Origin of the sequence: Calothrix sp. CCY 0018 (assembly GCF_963920925.1) — a bacterium.
Classification (GTDB): Bacteria; Cyanobacteriota; Cyanobacteriia; order Cyanobacteriales; family Nostocaceae; genus Rivularia.
This window is the reverse complement of record NZ_CAWUDI010000015.1, coordinates 48,149-66,683: the sequence shown is the minus strand read 5'-3', so window position 1 is coordinate 66,683 and position 18,535 is coordinate 48,149. Positions and strand designations below refer to the sequence as shown.

Here is an 18,535-nt window from a genome sequence, read left to right as displayed (position 1 = left end):
AATAGACATCTCCGAAAAACATTTAGATAGTTTAATTTTATACGCATACCTAACCCCCCTGCCCTATCAGGGAAGTGGGGTTTTAAAGCCTCTCTCCCACGGGGAGAGAGGTCTTTTTTCTTTTTCGGAGATGTCTAATAATTTGGCATCGCTTTATTCATCACAAAGTAGCTAATATCAGCAATCTATATCTCGAACAAAAATATACTCAATCATAGGTAAGCAAGTACTTTTTTATACAATTTTTCTCTTGTTTATCAGCAAACGCAAAAAAAAGGTCGCGTTTGGCGGCGACCTTAGAATAGATTTAAAATTGCAAAAAAACAAGCATATATTGCGAGATCAGACTACTTGATAAACAGCATTTCTTGATAAGTTGGTAGGGGCCACAGATCCAGGGCAACTTCCGCTTCTAGAGCATCAACGTCAGCCCGAACATCTTTCATCAAAGGACATAGAGTAGTAGCGTAATACTGCATATGTTCTTCAGTAGTGCCAAAATCCGACTTGGCGGTCGCCGATTGTAGCTTATCTATCTTGTCGGTCAAAGAGTTAGTCAAATAGGCAACGCCGTTAATATGGTCTCGATTGAGATGAATGCCCATTTGTTCTAGATTTGTGACGGTAGTAGCAATATTATCTAAGTGGCGCATTGCCGCAGGATACACTACTGTCTTAGCCATATCGGTGACTAACTTAACTTCCATTTCAATCGAGAGAATATACTGCTCGGCATAGACTTCAAAGCGGCTTTCCAAATCGGCGGATGAAAGAACTCCAGTTCTCTCAAACAGTTCTTTGGTATTTTCCTCTTTTAGTACGGGTAAAGCATCAGCAGTGGTGGGTAAATTAGCCAAACCTCTTTCTTCCACAGCCATTTTGTGCCATTCTTCCGAGTAGCCATCGCCACCAAAGATAACCGCACCGTGTTTGCCCATTATTTTTTGAATAACAGTAACTACTGCATCTTCAATTTCTATTCCTTTGCCCAATTCTGCTTCTAGCAAATCGCCGATCGCGCTTAAAGAATCGGCTAGCATGGTGTTGAGCGCAATTAGGGGGCCTGAAACCGACTGACTCGAACCGACTGCCCGAAACTCGAAACGGTTGCCAGTAAAAGCAAAGGGAGATGTACGGTTTCGATCGTTCGCATCTTTTGCCAACGTTGGCAGAGTATCTACCCCAAGGTTCATTATGCCGCTGCGACTATATTGGTCGTTCAGTTCTCCCTTAGCAATATTATTAAATAGTTCCTCTAGCTGAGAACCCAAATAAACCGACATAATCGCGGGAGGCGCTTCGTTCGCACCCAAGCGATGGTCGTTACCGGCACTAGCAATTACCGCCCGCAGCAAAGTTCCATGCTGATGTACGCCGCGAATTACGGCCGCACAGAAAATCAAAAACTGGATGTTTTGGTGGGGAGAGTCACCAGGATCGAGTAGATTTCCCTGAGTTGAGTTACCGACAGACCAGTTAACGTGCTTACCGGAACCGTTAATGCCAGCAAAGGGTTTTTCGTGCAACAAACAGACAAAGCCGTGCTTTTTAGCAGTCTGACGTAGCAAAGTCATAGTCAACTGCTGGTGGTCGGAGGCTACGTTTGCCGCTTCAAAAATAGGCGCAATTTCAAACTGACCGGGGGCTACTTCGTTATGTCTGGTCTTGGCAGGAATGCCCAAGCGGTACATTTTCTGTTCCACATCCTGCATAAAGACCTGAACTCGTTCGGGAATTGCCCCAAAGTAGTGGTCGTCAAACTGCTGACCCTTAGCAGGAGGTTTGCCAAACAAAGTTCTGCCCGCTAATAATAAATCGGGACGACTCCACACAAAATGCGCGTCAACTAGAAAGTATTCTTGTTCCGCACCACAGCTAGAGTTGACGGTCCCAATATTGCTGTTCCCCAACAGCTTTAATACCCGATTAGCCGATTTGTTCATTGCCGCGAGCGAGCGCAACAAAGGAGTCTTTTTATCTAAGGCTTCACCCGTCCAAGAAACAAAAACGGTGGGGATGCAAAGAGTTACCCCGTTGTCGGTTTCCATCAGGTAGGCAGGACTGGTCACATCCCAAGCCGTATAGCCCCTTGCTTTAAAAGTAGAGCGAATGCCGCCATTAGGAAAAGATGAACCATCGGGTTCGCCCTGAACTAAAAGCTTGCCAGCAAGTTCGGCGATCGCCGTACCATCACTTTGAGTAGAGATAAACCCATCGTGTTTTTCTGCGGTGGCATTAGTCATAGGATAAAAAACGTGGGCATAGTAGGACGCACCTTTAGAAATAGCCCAGTTTTTCATTGCCGATGCCACCGTATCGGCAATAGAAGCATCAAGCTCTTCGCCCGCTTCAATAGTTATTTTCAGCGACTTAAATACAGCTTTGGGCAGACATTGCTTCATTTTGCTGAGGCTAAAAACATCTACCGCCCAAATATCTTCAAGACGACTAGGAGGATCGACGGAAATTGGTTCGCGCTCGGTGATTTGGTTGATTGCTTGAGCGCGAGATTCGTATGTCATAAGAGTTATTTTAATGAGGAGCCAGTATCTAGTTAAATTGATCGTACTTGGTCACAATTCTCGAAGATGTAACTTAATAACATTGCTAATTTGAAATTTGGCTCGCACGCAGCAACTTCAGCTATATGGTAGACAAATAAAAAAAAATTTTCCGGCGGACAAATATTATCGTAGGTAAAAAAGCTACCAAATCAAAGAAACCGCTATCAAACAATTAAAAACACCGGCGTATTTTACATTTAGCTACTCACGGTTTCTTTCTACCGGAACCGCGCACAGTGCCCCTAATTTTTAATTATGGGGGTGTAGTGCGCCCTTGGAATTTATTCGCCAGTCTCATTGGACTTTACGATATATTGATTAAAGCGGTAAAGCGCACATTTAAAAAGCCTAGTAGGTAAGCGCGGACAGACCCCGATCCGGAACCCTGGGGGCAATAAGCCCAAAATCTTGTACGCCACTTGCTTTATGCCGGGAAACCCGTCCACCGCAGTGGCTCACAAATATGGGAGTCAAAGCAAAAAATTCAATAAACCATTCCAAACGCGGTCGGGCAGTCCGTGTAAGCTTGTGGACGTATCCTTTCCGGGGAGATTTAAATACTTGTATTTAGATTTCTAGGGCGGACGGATGAAGCAAGAATCCCCTTCAATTTATTGATGGGGAGTGTCAACAAATCAAAACTACGGTAAATGCGATCGCAAATGGTTTTAATACGCAACTTACGCAAACCCAAATATTGAAATTTGGGTTTGCGTAAGTCCTGTTAAACTAGCCATCACCTGCTGAAGAAACAAAACTCTTATATAAAGTATTTTCTTGGTTTGAGACCATTAATTCTCTTAAGTTTCTATCACAATTATGAGAGTTACGCAAATATTTCCGAATCTTCAGGCTCTAATATTTCCTCCTCACGATCTTTCTCAAATTCGCATATAGATTCCGGCTTCACGGGACAGATTTTGTTCCTAATAGGATTTCCCCCAACAAAAAGCCAAGTCAAATTAGTTAATTGCGAAAGCGCAGATAAATCACCGATTTGATTTGACTCAAGGAAAAGAAAATTTAAGTTAGTTAAGTGGGCAAGCGGTGACAAGTCGCTAATTTGATTATAAGAAAGATAAAGTTCCTTCAAATTAGTTAACTTGGCAAGCGGTGACAAGTCGCTGATTTTATGGGCAGATAAGTCAAGTATCTGCCGTTTATTGAGTTGTTGCTGAGCGCGATCGCAATCTTGTGTACCAGCTTTTTGTAGTAAAACTTGAACTGTATATCTAGTTTCTTTACTTAAAATATGTTTCTGTTTACACAAGCTACTAAAATTCTGAATAGATTGTTTATGCTCCTGCGTGGAAATTGCTGTAGTTGGTATAAAATTTACTATAGCTATCCCAATTAGTGCAATACAAGATAAATGTATCAATTTCATTCAATTGTGCTGCTTTAATTATCAATAAAATTATTAAACTCAGCACATTTGTAATAATCAAGCTATACTTAATACTTTTTATTAAAGTCAACTGAACTTAACATTAAAGCGAATATAATTGAGTGGTTAGAAAAAAATATAGCTATATAATAAAATATCAATGAGCTTCAAAGCTTTATCGCTATAGTGGCTAATTATTAGTCCCTAGTCTCTAATTATAACTACAATTTTCAACGCTAACCTACTTTACTCCTAACTCTCATCTCCTAACTACTCAAATCTTTTTCAAGCTTGCCATCACCTGATGCTGTTGCAAAACTCTGATTAAACGTTGTGCTTGGAGTTTATATAAAGGTACTGGTAGAATTTGAGGTAAATTATTGATTAATTCTCTAGATTTATCGAGGGGATAGTTAGAAATCTTGGCAATTTGATTTGCACCTTCAAATTTAGCTTCTTCTGTGATTGCGCTTTCAATTACTATTTGCCAATTCTTGGGATAAATACCAATTCTCCCTTGTTCCATTCTTTTCAATCCGTCGATGGTTGCTAGTACAGTTAAGCAGATACCTGGTTCTATTTTTCTGTATTCTTTGGGCATTAATTCCGCCGGAAGCGGGTGAATTTGATATAGAATTGGTACGACTCCGTAACCATAAGCAATTTCGGAAAGCATTAAACCATTTAAAGTGTCAACTTCAGTAAATTGATATTCGGTGACTAAGACTGTTTGATTGTGGAGACGGAATAAATCAAGAATGTTTTCACCAAATGCGGCACCTGCAAATGCTTCTGCTGCTACTGCGTAGGCTGATATTATTTGAGCTTTAGGTAGAATTTGTGCTAAATTTTCACTTAAACGCTGTCCGAAGGTACGAATGATTAAGCTACTTTCGGGATTAATTTTGCGAGCTTTTAACCCCATTTCTACATTTAACATTTCGTCTTCGCTTGTAGCAATTACGCTTTTGGCTGTAGCAAGATTTACTTTACTTAAAGACTCGTTTAAATCACCTGTAAATAAAGGTATATTCGGGAAATGATTGTTATCAAAATCGTCTTCTAAGGCAACTGCTACTACAGATTGATTGAATTCCTGTAATAATTTTGCAACCTTACTTCCAACTCTTTTAATCCCAATAATTACTATATGGTTTTCTTCCGGAACTTGAGTGCGTCTTTTATAAAATAGAAATTTCGTTGATAAAAGTTTTTCAGTAGCTAAAGCGTATAATACACCAACAAAAGCAGTTCCAGCTATTGCTAATGCTAAGGCTAAAAATTGCAAAATTAGAGCATTTGGCTGTACGCTATATAAGAAATCTGCATATCCACCTAATAGTAAACTAATTGTCAGATAAAAAGGATTTACAGTTGTAGAATCTCCAACTAAAAAGTAAAATAGTATAGTTCCTATAATTGATAAAGCTACAGTAACTACACCAGAAACAATTACCACGCGGCGAATTTGCGAAGCCGAATCCCAGTATTCTAAAAACTTTTTTCTGATTTGAATTTTATTGATAATATCGCTGGGATTTTGCCATATACGCTTTTTCTTACGAACAGTATTACCGGAATTTTTTTGCTGATTTGACAGCAATCTTTCAAATTGTTCGACATATATAAGAGTCGAACCTTCTTTAATTACTGTTTCAGAATCCCAATCGTAAAAGCAATAAAAAGTATAATCGCTCCTGGGTAAATAACAAAGCAGTTCCCGAGAGCCAGAATTGATCTCAAATAGCTGACGGCGATAAAATTTATCTCCATGACAAACTGTATGCTGAAATATTCCCAACCAATTACCGTTTAAATTAAAAAATCCTAGCGAATCTCCCCCCAAAGCTGCCAGAGCAAAGGATGCTGCTGATAAATGAATCGGATCGAAAGCCACAAAATTGGTTAACTGCTCTTCCAAAAGTTGATTCAAATTTTCCTTTGTAGAACGTACCACCAAACGAGCGTTTTTGTTAAGTTGTCTTACAGCGATGGCAGTTTCTGCATTAATAAGTTCGTCGCTGGTGACAATCAGCACGGCACGACAATGTTCGATTTTCGCACGTTCAAAAACGCTATTTTGACGACAATCACCGATAATTAAATCATCGAGCAACTTATCTACACCAGGAATTCTCCAACTTTTCGGCTTTACTAGCTCAATTCCGACAACCTCCACTCCAAATTGTTTTAGCGCAACCACACAATGCTGCCCCAATCCTCCCAAGCCACAAACTAAAAAACGCTCATTTGTAGCCGATTTATGTTCTCCCATAATGAAATCTCTGTTACTAAATTAATTTTGGGATTAATTATTAAGAATGTAAAGTATAAAAAATATGTTATCTATTGCAGTTTTCTACGAACAATTAAATATGTATTTAGTAGTATGAAATAAATATACAGTTCCTTTGTCAGTAATTACCGAAAATATTAATGTAATTATTTTAAAACCTCACCCTACCCTCTCCTTGCTAAGGAGAGGGAAAGATTTACCACAGGTAAAGCGAGGGTGAGGTTCTATATTTCATTTGCTATTTTATACAATTAGTCCCACTAGACATCTCCGGAAAACATTTAGGTAGTTTCATTTTATACGCAAACCTAACCCCCCTACCCCCCTTCCCTAGGAGGGAAGTGGGGTTTTAAAGCCTCTCTCCCTGTGGGGGAGAGGTTTGGAGAGGGGTGTTTTTCTTTTTCGGAGATGTCTACTACTAACTAAGCTAACTGCTAACTGGTAACTGATTACTGATTCATCACATATCTAGATTTCTCCCACAAACCCAAACCTCGTTGTTTAGCATTGGCTTCTGCTACCAAAAATTGAACTCTACTTTCATAACAATTTTGTTCTACAGATAATTTATCTACAACAGCTTTACCTTCTTTCACCATTTGCAGATTTATCGATTGATTATTTGAAAAGACTTCCCCAACAATTTGCGATTCTTTGTATGTATCTGCAAACCGAATAACCACGGGATTACCTTTCGGTAAAAGCTGCTGCAATCTTTGATTCGCTTGCTCTCTACGGGATTTTCGAGTCGGTATATGAATGCAAGCAAGTTTGATAGTTGCGGCTTCTCCTTGACTATTCTTCGCGCGAATCGTTTCCCCATCTACCACACCTACTACCGTTGCCAGTATTAACATCAATTGAGTTAAATCCATCGTTTTTATTTTAAAAAAGAATATAAGTAATTCTATGTTACTTTAATCACTGCGTATTTGGGGAAATTAAATTTATAGTTCCCAAAAATCGTCTAAACTCAAAGTGTCCGCTAACTGGTGAAAATTAAATGTCTCGCTGGTTCAATACTGCTGGCCCATGTAAATCAGATAAGCACTATATGCTCCCAGCTACAAGTCGCTTACCTGACTTAGAAACCCTCATCAAACAAGAAAGTTATTTTGTCGTTCACGCACCGCGACAAACGGGTAAAACAACCGCAATGCTAGCACTAGCTAAACAATTAACCAAAAGCGGACGCTATGCAGCTGTTATGGTATCGGTAGAAGTGGGAAGTGCTTTTAACAATGACCCCAGTGCAGCAGAATTAGCAATTTTAGGTTCTTGGCGAAATTTAATTTCAGTGCGCTTACCCAAAGATTTACAACCTTCTGCTTGGGTTTATGAAGAATCAGGACAAAGAATCCAAGCTAGTTTGAAGGCTTGGACAGAGCATATACCACGACCTTTAGTATTATTTATTGATGAAATTGATTCCTTACAAAACGATACTTTAATTTCTGTATTGCGACAATTACGGGATGGTTATCCTATCCGTCCAGAAAATTTTCCTTCTTCTGTAGGATTGATTGGTTTACGAGATGTGAGGGATTACAAAGTTGCTTCTGGTGGAAGCGATAGATTAAATACAGCGAGTCCTTTTAATATTAAAGTTAGTTCTATTACTCTAAGAAATTTCAACGCAGCAGAAGTAGAAGAACTATATCAGCAACATACAGAAGAAACAGGACAAATTTTTACACTGGAAGCGACAGCAACAGCATTTGATTTAACTCAGGGACAACCTTGGTTAGTAAATGCATTAGCTAAAGAAGTTGTAGAAAAAATGGTTAAGGATAGGAATATTCCTATTACAAAAGAGCATATTTTACAAGCAAAGGAAATATTAATTGCTCGTCAAGATACTCATCTCGATTCCCTTGCAGAAAAACTCAGAGAACAACGAGTTAAAAACATTATCGAACCAATATTATCCGGACAGGCATTAGGTGATACTTCCAACGATGATCGACAATATTTAATCGACTTGGGATTATTGCGACGCGATCCAGCCGGAGGATTAGTAATTGCTAACCCGATTTACCGTGAAGTAATCCCCCGTGTTTTAGTTCTAGGAACTCAAGATAGTTTACCTCTTATCAGTCCTAGTTGGTTGACTCCTGAAGGTGAATTAAATAAAGATGCTTTATTAGAGGCTTTTATCAAATTTTGGCGACAGCACGGAGAACCATTATTAAGAAGTGCTAGCTACCATGAAATTGCACCCCATATCGTATTAATGGCTTTCTTACATCGCGTTGTCAACGGTGGTGGAACCTTGGAAAGGGAATATGCAATTGGTAGTGACAGAATGGATTTATGTTTGCGCTACAGAAGTGTCACTTTGGGAATAGAATTAAAAGTATGGCGCGAAAAGAAACGCGACCCCCAAAATGATGGAATTGAGCAGTTAGAATCCTATTTAGCTCGTTTAGGATTAGATGAAGGTTGGTTATTTATATTTGATAGACGTAAAAATGCTTTGCCAATTGAGGAACGTTTATCAACGGAAATTGTTAATACTGAAAATCAACGAGCTATTACTGTGATTCGGGCTTGAAAAAGATAAAGGCTAAGCTGAACGCAGCATTTAGAAGCTATTCTTTCATTGTATAACTTCACGCGAATTGAAAAGTCAGTTCGTAGGTTGGGTTAGACACGCAAATTAATTTGATTGAAAACTATAACTCTTAATCGTGTCGTAACCCAACATCAGTAATTAAAACAACCACAGATAATTGCTCAGTCCGTAGGTTGGGTTAGACACGAAATTGATTTGATTTAAAACGATAACTTTGAATCGTGTCGTAACCCAACTTACTTACTTGAAACAACCTATTATAATGTTGGGTTACGGTGCAATTTTTAATTCCTGGTTTGAAAGTCATATGGATCGAAGCACCTAACCCAACCTACATTGCTGTTATCTTGTAAGCTTAAGTTCGTAGGTTGGGTTAGACACGAAATTGATTTGATTTAAAACGATAACTTTGAATCGTGTCGTAACCCAACATCAGTAATTTAAAACAATTCAAATAATGTTAGTTCGTAGGTTGGGTTAGACACTAAAACTAATTCAATTTAAAACGATAACTTTGAATCGTGTCGTAACCCAACATTTACTCTGTTGAAACAACCACAGGAAATGTTGGGTTACGGTGCAATTTCTAATTCCTTGGTTGAAAATCATATTTATAAAAGCACCTAACCCAACCTACAATCTGTTAACTGTTAACTGTTTAAACTTCTCATCTTCGGCAATCGCTTCAAAATCTGGATCGTTTACAGCATTTTCTTTATACTGTTCGTTTAATTCAATCGCTTTTTTCAAGGTTTCAACTGCTTGATCAACTTTACCTTGATAGCTATAACAAATCGCTTTATTGTAAAAGGCACTGGCGTAGTTTTCATCAATTTCTAAAGCTTTATCAAAGCTAGTCAATGCTTCTTCATCCCTTTCTAATTCAATTAAAACATAACCCCGTTTATCATAAGCTTTGGGGGTAGGATTAAATTCAATTGCTTTATCAAAGGAAGTTACCGCATCATCGTAACGCTCCAACATTTCCAAAGCCATACCGCGATTCATCCAAGCTGTAGCGTTACTTGGCTCAACTTCCACGGCTTTATCAAAGGCTTGAAATGCATCTTCGTGACGCTGCAATTTACCTAGAATTACACCTTTATCAACCCAGGCTTGATAGTAATCGGGTTTAATTTTCAACGCTCGATCGAAACCTGCGATCGCATCTTCGTAACGCTTAATTCTTCCCAAACACATTCCCAACACAAACCACAGCTTTTCATTATCTGGCTGCTTTTTGACAACTTTACCAAAAGCAGAAATTGCAGCTTCATAACGCTTGATTTCCATCAACGCTAAACCGCGATGGTACCAGCTATCGGCGTGGGAAGGATTGATTTCTAATACTTTATCAAATGTTGCGATCGCATCCTCATACTGCTTCAATTCCCACAGCGCTAAACCCTTGTGATACCAGATTTTATCGTTTTCTGGCTGCACTTCTAAGGCTTTATTATAAGCTTCGATTGCTTCTTGGTAATTCCCGGCTGCAAATAATTCATCACCCTGAGTAACAAATTCGTCAAGGTTAATAAATAATTGAGGATGATTTGATTTTAGTTTTTCTATCGGTTCAACTACTTTCTCTAGCTTCTGCAAGATTTCGCCAACGGCAGAGGAAGCGATTTCGCTGGGTGTAATTTCGGATAGTTTTTGTAATATCTGCTGCTTCTCAACTTCCGCATCTGATTGCACTAACTTTAATTGCTCGCTTAAAGTAGATTCCAATTTATCCAACTTATCCAAACTGGAATCTTTACGAGCGGTAATTTCCGATTGTAAAGCCGCAAGTTGCTCCTGAGCGGTTTTTTCTAATTTCTGTAAGCTTTCTAAAGTTTGATTTTGCTGCGATTCAATTCCGGTGGTAGAAGTTGAAATTTTGTTGTTGGCTTCTTTTTCCAGATTTTGCAACAATTCATAAGCGGAATCCTTGCGAATTTGTACTTCAGATTGTAAAACAGCGAATTTCGCGGTTAAATCGGTTTCCAGTTGGGATAAATTTTGCAGAGTTTGCTGTCTCTGCTCTTGAATACCCGATTGCGATTCCTTCAATTTAGCAGCAACGGAAGTTTCTAAATTAACTACATTATTTTGAGTGGAATTAACTTGCTGTTGAATCAAGTCTTGAGCTTGTTTTAGCTCAACGTTAATTTCGTCGCGCAATTTTTCCAGATTTTGCAGCGTTTCATCCTTATAATGTCCAGCTTTTTCTCTAGCATCGGCTTCAATATCTTCAAGCTGCGGTGCAAAATCGGCTTCTAATTTTTGTAAATTCTGTAAAATAGCATCTTTATAAAGTTGAGCATCTTGTTGGAGTTGGGAAAGTTGAGTGACGAATTCGGATTCCGTACCCGCAAATCTTTGTAAAGTACCGTCTTTTTGCGTTTGTAAATCGGTATGTAATTGAGAAACCTGAGATGCAAACTGATTTTCGGAAAGTTTCAAATTCTCGATAATCGCATCTTTTTGAGATTGTACGTGAGTCAGAATCGCCGACAGTTGAGGAGCAAAATTCGCTTCTTGCTGCTGTAAATTCTGTAAAATCTGCTGTTGCTGAGCTTGAGTCGCCGATTGAAGCTGCTGTAATTCAGTTTTAAAATCGGTTTGCGACTGCTTGATATTTTCTACCGCTAAATCCTTATGTTGTTGTAAATCGGCTTCAAGTACATTTAATTTAGGTTTAAATTCAGCAGAAAGACTTTGTAGAGAAACCAAAATCAAATCCCGTTGCTGCTCTGCCGCTGATTGAAGTTGCTTTAAATCGCTAACAAAATCAACCTGCGAGTGCTTGAGAGTTTCCACAACATTATCCTTCTGCTGCAAAACATCCGATTGCAACCCCTGCATCTGCGGTAAAAATTCAGCACTTAACCTTTCCAAATTTTGAATAATCGCATTACCTTGCTGCTGAGCATTCCCTTGCACTTCCGAGAGCTTTCCAGTAAATTCCGTATCTAACTTATTTAAAGCCTGCTTAAAAACAGCAATTTGCGATTCAATTTCCGACAAAGCCTGTTGCTTCGACGCAGATAAATCGGAAACCAACACCGATAAACCTTGTTGCTTACTTCCAATATCTTCACTGAGAATTTTGGCTTCTTGGTTTAATTCATCAACAGAATCTTCCGCTGACTCAATTAGTTTTTGTACCTTATTATTAGCAGTTGCAATTTTAGCTTCTAAATCCCCCAACTCCTTAAAACGAGCAGTTACCAAATTCGTAACTTCCCGAAACACCGCACGTCTTAACAAAAATATAGAAATAATCACCCCAATCATTAATACAACTAACGTAGCGAGAAGCGTATTAAATAAGAAAGTAGTTTGATTTATATATTGATTAGTAGTTTGCTGCTGTCTTTCCAACTGTTCAATTTGCTGTTCCGTCGAAGCTTGAGCAATTATATAATCACCTCTCTCCAAACCTCTCTCGGCATCGGGGAGAGGCTTTAAATTCTCCCCATTCCCTAGTAGGGAAGGGGGCTGGGGGGTTAGGTTTTTCTTTGCTTTTTCTGCATAACGTGAAGAGTCAGCAGCAACAATATAATTAGAAGCAGGTTTCGCACCAGCAACCCCAACAGACATCAAAAGGGTTGAAAGCATAATATTGCTAAACGATACCAGAGCAAATATCTTTACCTTATTGACTTTCACAACTCTATCCCTTGTCTGTTGGTAATTAGTTAACGCCTATATGATAGCGGGTTTTGGGGAAAGATTGGGCAATGGGCATTGGGGGGATGGGGGAGATTTATTCTTGTAGGGTGTGTGACTAGGCTGTTGACTTTGATAAAATTTCCGCGTGCTTCGTGAGTACAAGTTTTATGCCGGTAGCAACCATAATCTTTCTCCCTCACCCCGCCCTGAAGGGCACCCCTCTCCCAAACTTGGGAGAGGGGAAGGGGGAGAGGGCAATATCTTGAACACCAACACGTTTTTCGCATGAATTTTTATGCTTAAAAAATTTACAGAGTCACTAGTGTGTGACGCATTCATAACGTTTGATATTGATTAACTTAAAATCTAGAAGCAAACGAGTTTGATAAGTATTCAGGCAAAATTAATTGTATATTTGTCATTGCGAGTGGAACGGAGTGAAACGACGCAATCGCAAGGGCTAGGATTACTTCGCTTCGCTCGTAATGACGGTAAATATTTTTGTTCATCTACTTATTTGTCATTGCGAGTGAAACGACGCAATCCCAAAGTGTTGAGATTGCTTCGCTGTCGCTCGCAATGACACAAATAATGAAGGCATATCGTGCTATTATTAGGTTATCTAAAAAATCATACAGTCTCACTATCATTCACTCTCCCAAAGTAAATTTATGCTTTCTGGGAAGACGATTTAATATTGGTATATACCACTTGATTAAATCGTAGGTTTTTTGTATAATAGATAAATCATCCATCCAGCACCTCAAAAAAAAATCGCGCTTCGCGCGGGGCTAAGGGAAAAAGAAAGAAGTGTAAAGGGCAATAGGGTTAAAGTGCAAAGGGCTAAGAAGCCCTGGAGCAAGCAACGACAACCCGAAACCCGAAGTTGACGTCGGAGTTACCGCGCTCGTACCAAGCGCGAAACGCACTACGGCAGATCCTCGGAAGGTGGCGCCACGAACCGCCACGCAGCAGACGATAATTATTCTCATTATCATTCCAAGCGCTACCGTTATTTGGCGCTCCTTGATAGTTTTTATGCCAACTATCTTGACACCATTCCCAGACATTTCCATGTATATCGTACAGCCCAAAGGTATTAGCAGGGAAACTACCAACATCTGTGGTTTGCTCTAAATACTTACCCTTGGGTCCAGAACCATAGGTATAATTACCATCATAGTTCGCTAGGTCAGTAGTAATAGTTTCGCCGAAGTGAAATGGAGTTCTCGTTCCAGCCCGACAAGCATATTCCCACTCAGCTTCACTAGGTAAGCGATAGGTTTTTCCAGTCCTCTTGGATATTCTACCACAAAAGTCTACTGCATTATCCCACCTTACACGTTCAACAGGTTTATTTTTTCCTTGGAAGTGTGAGGGATTTTCACCCATGATTGCTTGATACTGTTCTTGCGTAACTGGAAACTTACCCATGAAAAAGGGTTTAATATTAACTTTGTGCTGCGGACTTTCATAGTCACTTCGTTCTAACTCATTTTCTGGGGAACCCATAAGGAAACTACCACCAGGGATTTCCACCATTTCTAGGAATACACCATTACCTAAATCTTCTTTGAAAGATTCGGCTCGTCCCCGACTGCGGGTAATATCGCAGGAGGTTGATGTTGAGGTGTCTTCTAAAAATCCAAATAGCCGAGGACGTTTTTCGGTTATGGTTTTTACCGTTAAAGTGGCTGTCTCGAATTCAAATGGTTGGGTTTGAATAATTGAAGGGGATTTTGGTTCTCGCTGTCTTTGTAATTCTGCTTGTTGTCTTTGATATTCTAATCTTTGCTGCTCTAGCTTTTGTTGCCTTAATCTTTCTACTTCCTGCTGCTGACGTTCGTATTCGGTTTGCTTTGGTGCGAGCAATCGTTGTTCAATCGGTGCAACATCTTCATTAGTAAGTCCTAAAGATTGCTGGAAGTTTTTTAATCCATTGCGAACAAATTCATTTAGCGGATATCCAGCTTTTAATGCTTTAGACAATTCCTGCTCATAACGACGTAGGTTATTTTCGTGTTCTTGTTGTGCTTGTATTCTTCGACTTTCTTCTTGTCCTCGTAATTTTTCAGCTTCTTGCTTTTCGGCTTCTTGGTTTACTAAATTTATATATTCGTCTTTAATTTTGTAGTAGTTTTGCAACTTTTTTAATTCTGCTTGAGCTTTTTCCCTCAGTGGGTATCCTTGTTCAGCTACTTTCTTTTCAAATTGTTGCTTGTAAATTTCGTAGGGTTCTAATACTTCCTCTCGAACTCCACGCGCTTGCTCATCCGTTAATCTTAGCTGGTTTTGTAAATGATTTAATATAAGGGATTCAATATCAGAAATCACCCCATCAGAAGCAAATTCTTCAACTTTCTGACGATATTGAGCAATATTGGGTTCTTCTTGTCTAGGTACAAGGGGAGTAGTTGCTGATGCAGGTGGAGAAATAACGGTTGTATTGCGAGCATCCTGTGGGGGTGAAGTGGGTAAAGGAGTTGTATCTATATTTTCTCCAGAATAATCTTTTTTTCTAAATAATTGAGGTGTCAAATGCTCTGGAATTCCTGCCATGCGGATGACTCTACAACCAAGCTTATATGAAAATTCCACATCTCTTCCCGCACCCAGAGCATCATAGAATCCCACCGCAAATTTAATCGCGGCTGCATCTCCAATTTCCTTGCTCATGCCGATAACATAATCAATATGTTGGGCGATCGCCTTGGCTTGAATCTTGGAATAGCAAGCATTAAGTACTACACACTCTATCTGCAATGCAAATAGTTCAAACAATCCAGCTAATGCTTCTGCATCTACTAACTTCTGTTGTCCAATATTATCTTCAAATACTAAACCTTGTTCCCCCGTACCATGCCCAGAAAAATGAATAATCTGGGGGTCGTGATCTAAAATAGAGCGATGAATATCAAAGTCACGCACTGCTTGTCCTGACTTGAACGCAAAACTTTCCCTTTTTTTCGACCTTTGTAACCCCTGCTCAATTTCACGAATCTCTTCATCCAAGCGCAAAGGTCTTGTACCTCTAGGATTCGCTGATAATACCAAGATTGTTTTAACGGGAGTTTCAGCGCTCATCGTAGAAGGTTTTTATATTTAGTACTATATCTAAGTAAGTCGGCAGTAATAAAACCAACTATGTAACGAAAAGTAAAAAGCTCGAAACGGTTGTGATTGCTTCGTCGTGCCTCCATTCCCTAAAAGGGAACACTTCGTGAACGCAATGACAAAACATAGTTATGTTTAATTACGCTAACCTACTTATATATTTATAATAGATGACCCAAGTTGCTACTTATGCAGTAGAGAGTTTTATTTAAGTATTGTACATAGATACTCAAGAAATAAAAACTCCTTTTAGACAGGACTTACCTTTCCTTTAGGAAAGCGTGTCCGCGCTTAACATAGCCTGACGCGGTAGCATCATTATTGTTGATTTTTCCAAGCGTGATACTGATTTTATTATAGCGATCGCTTCCAAAACACCAGCACTGACAGTAATTACAAGCTTTTTAACTGATGGAGAGAAATCGGTTGGAGAAATTGCTACGATTCACCAACCACAAATCAACCCAACAACCTCCCCACCAACCCCTCAATAACTCTCTCAAAAGGCTCTGTATCATCTAAAATTCTCACCAAAACCAACGCACCTTGAATAGTCGCGATCGCATCAAGACTCCTCATTTGGGCAATCTCCTTTTCAATCCCTGCATCCACCAACACTTCAGCCAAACTTTCAACCATCAATTCCAATCTTGCTTTTACTTTGTCATGAAACAATTTATCCGCTTCACCAAAAGACATAATCGCTAAAAAACAAGAGTTTCTCCCAGAATCGTAAAACTCTCGCAAACTATCGCAAGCAGCTTGAATTTTCACAGCAGGTTTCTCTTCCCCCTGCAAAGTCTTCAGCACCAATTCACCAAAATAAATCCCAATATATTCAAATACAGCAGCAGCCATTTCTGATTTACCACCAGGGAAATAGTGATAAAGGCTTGCTTTACCTAAACCACTCGCTTTTGAAAGCAATGTCAGCGTTGCTCCTTCATAGCCATACTTCCTAAATGCTGGAATTAATTTGATAATCGCTTCTTCTTTCGACATTTTTACGTATACTTATTCGCCATATTTACATTGTACCGATTGTTCGGTACAGTAATTATGTACGGAACGTTCGGTACAGTAAATGAAAATAATTGGTTACGAGCATATAGGGATTCGTGTCAGCGATCGCGTTGAAGCTTTAGAATTTTACGAAAAACTGGGATTTATTGAAGAGAAGTATTTTCCTAAAGAGCAAGCCAGCGAGTTAGTTACAGATGGTGGTGTTTATCTTAATCTGATATTCAATGGGGTAAAACGTCATAAAAATATTCTCATGGATGAAGCTATCAAGTATCCAGGAATTACTCATCCAGCTTTTATTGTAGATGATTTGGATGCATTGTTAAAAAAATTAGAGCAAGAAAATATTAAAGTTACCGAAGGGCCAAAATATCTTGGAGAACGTCGTCGAGTTTGTTTTATTCGAGATCCAGATGGCAACGTATTAGAATTCGACCAAATTTATCCTTCTGCTGTAAAACAAGATAATCAAGAGATTTTGAATATGAAACTATATGATTTAGAGCTTTCCGGAAACTGCTACAAAGTACGTTTATTTTTATCCTTGCTGGATATCAACTACGAACTTATCCCAGTTGATTTAATGGCTGGAGAACACAAATCGCCAGAATTTCTCAAATTAAATCCTTTGGGACAAGTTCCGGTATTAGAAGATGACGACTTAGTTTTGAGAGATTCCCAAGCAATCTTAGTTTACTTAGCTAAAAAAGCTAAAAAACATGGTGGAGAAGCTTGGTTTCCTAGCGATGCTGCGGGAATGGCACAAGTAACTCAATGGTTATTAACAGCAGCAAACGAAATTGCTCGTGGCCCTGCTGATGCAAGGTTAGGTACAAAGTTTGGTGGAATTAACGTTGATGCAGCACAGAAAAAAGCAGAATCAATTCTAAATCTTATCGAACAACATTTAACTAAAAATGAATGGTTAGCTTTGAATCGTCCTACCATTGCCGATATCGCTTGTTTTCCCTATATTGCTTTAGCTCCCGAAGGTGGTGTGATGTTAGATAAATATCCTGCCATAAACCAATGGTGCGATCGCGTTAAAAAACTGCCCAATTTTATTGAAATGCCTGGGATAAACAAATTTTGAAAGTATCTGGCACCAGGTACTGCTACACAAGCAAAACCCGCCTGCGCGGGTTATATAAATTAATTAGTTTAGTCCACGAAGGTGGACTTTGCCTGTGTAGACGCGGTTTCAACCGCCAGATTAAAACCCAAAATCCAAAAGAGTTAAAATCTAAAATCTAAAATGACTCAAAACTGGTTCGACAACATATATATAAAAGCCAAAGGAGATTCAAAGCAAGTTCCTTGGGCAAATATGACAGCGAATGCCTATCTCAAAGATTGGTTAAATCAACATCCACAATTTGGCAAAAATTTAAGTTCAAAAATAAAAGCTTTAGTTGTCGGATGTGGATTAGGAGACGATGCGGAAATCTTAGCAGAGAAAGGATTTGACGTGACGGCTTTTGATATTTCTCCTACTGCAATAGATTGGTGCAAACAAAGGTTTCCCGATTCTTCTGTTAACTACGTTGTTGCGGATTTATTCGATGCAAATTTAACTAAAAAATGGCAGCGAAATTTTAACTTTGTTTTTGAAGCAAGAACAATTCAATCTTTACCTTTACAAGTTCGCGAGCAAGTAATGGCAGCTATTGCTCAATTCGTTGCCGAAGAAGGAACGTTATTAGTTGTCACGGTGACTCGCGATACTCCTGAAGAACCAAGCGGGCCACCATATCCTTTATCTTTGGAAGAAATCGATTATTTTCTCAAGTTGGGATTAGAAGAGATTCAGCGCAATAGTTATTCTGAGAAGAACAATAGATTTCCTCAGCGTTTAAGAATTGAATATCGTTTTGAGTCATCAACATAAAATCTGCAATGAGAAAGCGATTAATCGC

Annotated in this window: 10 protein-coding genes and 1 pseudogene; 3 read left to right on the top strand and 8 right to left on the bottom strand. The window is 39.1% G+C overall.

From position 1 onward, the window contains the following. Window positions 1-347 precede the first annotated feature (347 nt). The 4 genes from ACM03V_RS13015 to ACM03V_RS13000 form a co-directional block, all read right to left on the bottom strand. A complete protein-coding gene (locus ACM03V_RS13015; RefSeq protein WP_414621208.1) occupies window positions 348-2,522 on the bottom strand; it encodes a glutamine synthetase III in 2,175 nt (724 codons plus the stop codon). A gap of 868 nt (window positions 2,523-3,390) precedes the next feature. Next, window positions 3,391-3,951 (bottom strand): leucine-rich repeat domain-containing protein, encoded by a 561-nt coding sequence (locus ACM03V_RS13010; protein ID WP_414621207.1) that lies wholly within the window; start codon window positions 3,949-3,951, stop codon window positions 3,391-3,393. Window positions 3,952-4,225: 274 nt separating this feature from the next. Then, on the bottom strand, window positions 4,226-6,226 hold the full coding sequence (locus tag ACM03V_RS13005) for an NAD-binding protein (RefSeq protein WP_414621206.1): 2,001 nt from the start codon (window positions 6,224-6,226) through the stop codon (window positions 4,226-4,228). Between the two features lie 470 nt (window positions 6,227-6,696). Further along, window positions 6,697-7,122: a thermonuclease family protein gene (locus tag ACM03V_RS13000; RefSeq protein ID WP_414621205.1), complete on the bottom strand. Its 426-nt coding sequence runs from the start codon at window positions 7,120-7,122 to the stop codon at window positions 6,697-6,699. A 128-nt stretch (window positions 7,123-7,250) separates the two neighbouring features. Here ACM03V_RS13000 and ACM03V_RS12995 point away from each other — a divergent pair, with 128 nt between their 5' ends. Then, on the top strand, window positions 7,251-8,801 hold the full coding sequence (locus ACM03V_RS12995; RefSeq protein ID WP_414621204.1) for an ATP-binding protein: 1,551 nt from the start codon (window positions 7,251-7,253) through the stop codon (window positions 8,799-8,801). 654 nt (window positions 8,802-9,455) lie between these two features. On the opposite strand, the gene ACM03V_RS12990 is transcribed toward ACM03V_RS12995, so the two are convergent. The 4 genes and pseudogenes from ACM03V_RS12990 to ACM03V_RS12975 form a co-directional block, all read right to left on the bottom strand. Next, window positions 9,456-12,428, bottom strand: a complete 2,973-nt coding sequence (locus ACM03V_RS12990) for a tetratricopeptide repeat protein (protein ID WP_414621203.1) — start codon at window positions 12,426-12,428, stop codon at window positions 9,456-9,458. Between the two features lie 707 nt (window positions 12,429-13,135). Further along, window positions 13,136-13,237: pseudogene (locus ACM03V_RS12985) on the bottom strand (four helix bundle protein); the annotation flags it as partial. A gap of 88 nt (window positions 13,238-13,325) precedes the next feature. Then, window positions 13,326-15,566 carry an SUMF1/EgtB/PvdO family nonheme iron enzyme gene (locus ACM03V_RS12980; protein WP_414621202.1) on the bottom strand — a complete coding sequence of 747 codons (2,241 nt, stop codon included), beginning with the start codon at window positions 15,564-15,566 and terminating at the stop codon, window positions 13,326-13,328. Window positions 15,567-16,055: 489 nt separating this feature from the next. Continuing rightward, window positions 16,056-16,598, bottom strand: a complete 543-nt coding sequence (locus tag ACM03V_RS12975; RefSeq protein ID WP_414621201.1) for a TetR/AcrR family transcriptional regulator — start codon at window positions 16,596-16,598, stop codon at window positions 16,056-16,058. A gap of 82 nt (window positions 16,599-16,680) precedes the next feature. Between ACM03V_RS12975 and ACM03V_RS12970 the strand changes: the two genes are divergently transcribed. Together ACM03V_RS12970 and ACM03V_RS12965 are read left to right on the top strand one after the other, a co-directional pair. Continuing rightward, complete coding sequence (locus tag ACM03V_RS12970) at window positions 16,681-17,712, top strand: glutathione S-transferase N-terminal domain-containing protein (protein WP_414621200.1); 1,032 nt, start codon at window positions 16,681-16,683, stop codon at window positions 17,710-17,712. Window positions 17,713-17,874: 162 nt separating this feature from the next. Then, entirely contained in the window at window positions 17,875-18,507 is a 633-nt protein-coding gene (locus tag ACM03V_RS12965) for a class I SAM-dependent methyltransferase (RefSeq protein ID WP_414621199.1), read from the top strand. The last annotated feature ends 28 nt before the right edge of the window (window positions 18,508-18,535 follow it).

Bases quoted from the DNA above. Each gene is read 5' to 3' on its own strand.
- ACM03V_RS13015 (WP_414621208.1), bottom strand. From the start codon at position 2,522: ATGACATACGAATCTCGCGCTCAAGCAATCAACCAAATCACCGAGCGC.
- ACM03V_RS13010 (WP_414621207.1), bottom strand. From the start codon at position 3,951: ATGAAATTGATACATTTATCTTGTATTGCACTAATTGGGATAGCTATA.
- ACM03V_RS13005 (WP_414621206.1), bottom strand. From the start codon at position 6,226: ATGGGAGAACATAAATCGGCTACAAATGAGCGTTTTTTAGTTTGTGGC.
- ACM03V_RS13000 (WP_414621205.1), bottom strand. From the start codon at position 7,122: ATGGATTTAACTCAATTGATGTTAATACTGGCAACGGTAGTAGGTGTG.
- ACM03V_RS12995 (WP_414621204.1), top strand. From the start codon at position 7,251: ATGTCTCGCTGGTTCAATACTGCTGGCCCATGTAAATCAGATAAGCAC.
- ACM03V_RS12990 (WP_414621203.1), bottom strand. From the start codon at position 12,428: ATGCTTTCAACCCTTTTGATGTCTGTTGGGGTTGCTGGTGCGAAACCT.
- ACM03V_RS12980 (WP_414621202.1), bottom strand. From the start codon at position 15,566: ATGAGCGCTGAAACTCCCGTTAAAACAATCTTGGTATTATCAGCGAAT.
- ACM03V_RS12975 (WP_414621201.1), bottom strand. From the start codon at position 16,598: ATGTCGAAAGAAGAAGCGATTATCAAATTAATTCCAGCATTTAGGAAG.
- ACM03V_RS12970 (WP_414621200.1), top strand. From the start codon at position 16,681: ATGAAAATAATTGGTTACGAGCATATAGGGATTCGTGTCAGCGATCGC.
- ACM03V_RS12965 (WP_414621199.1), top strand. From the start codon at position 17,875: ATGACTCAAAACTGGTTCGACAACATATATATAAAAGCCAAAGGAGAT.